Source organism: Salinimicrobium oceani (assembly GCF_012037645.1).
Genome location: NZ_JAAVJR010000629.1, coordinates 1 through 451 on the forward strand (window position 1 = coordinate 1; position 451 = coordinate 451).

The following is a 451-nucleotide window of genomic DNA, read 5'->3' on the forward strand; positions in this document are numbered from 1 at the left end:
CGACTCAAATAAGACTTACCAGAAATGGTCAGGGATATAGTTCGCTGGAAATTGTAGGATAAAGATATTTTTAGCTTTTAGTATTAATTAAAAGATAAAGTTCTGGCTCGCTCCGGGGCTTTTAAAGATCTTTATTGTTAAACTAACACGCTATGAAAAAGATCCTGATGATTCTTACTTCTCACAGTGAACTGGTAAATACAGATTCCCAAACAGGTGTATGGCTGGGAGAATTTACAGATCCCTACTTTGAATTCATTGATAAAGGCTTTACTGTTACTTTGGCCAGTCCCAAAGGAGGTAAGCCTCCGGTGGATCCCAGAAGCGAACTCACTGAAAATATTACTTCTTCAAACCGAAGATTCAAAAAAGATGAAACAGCTCAACGAGATTTTGAATTTACACAAAAGCTTTCGAATTTAAGTGCCGATAATTTTGACGCCGTTTTCTT

General features: G+C 37.0%; 1 protein-coding gene. It reads left to right on the plus strand.

What is annotated here, in order from left to right; genetic code table 11:
* Positions 1-152: 152 nt before the first annotated feature.
* The coding region (locus HC175_RS18595; protein WP_479685242.1) for a type 1 glutamine amidotransferase family protein at positions 153-451 on the plus strand (299 nt) is incomplete at its 3' end.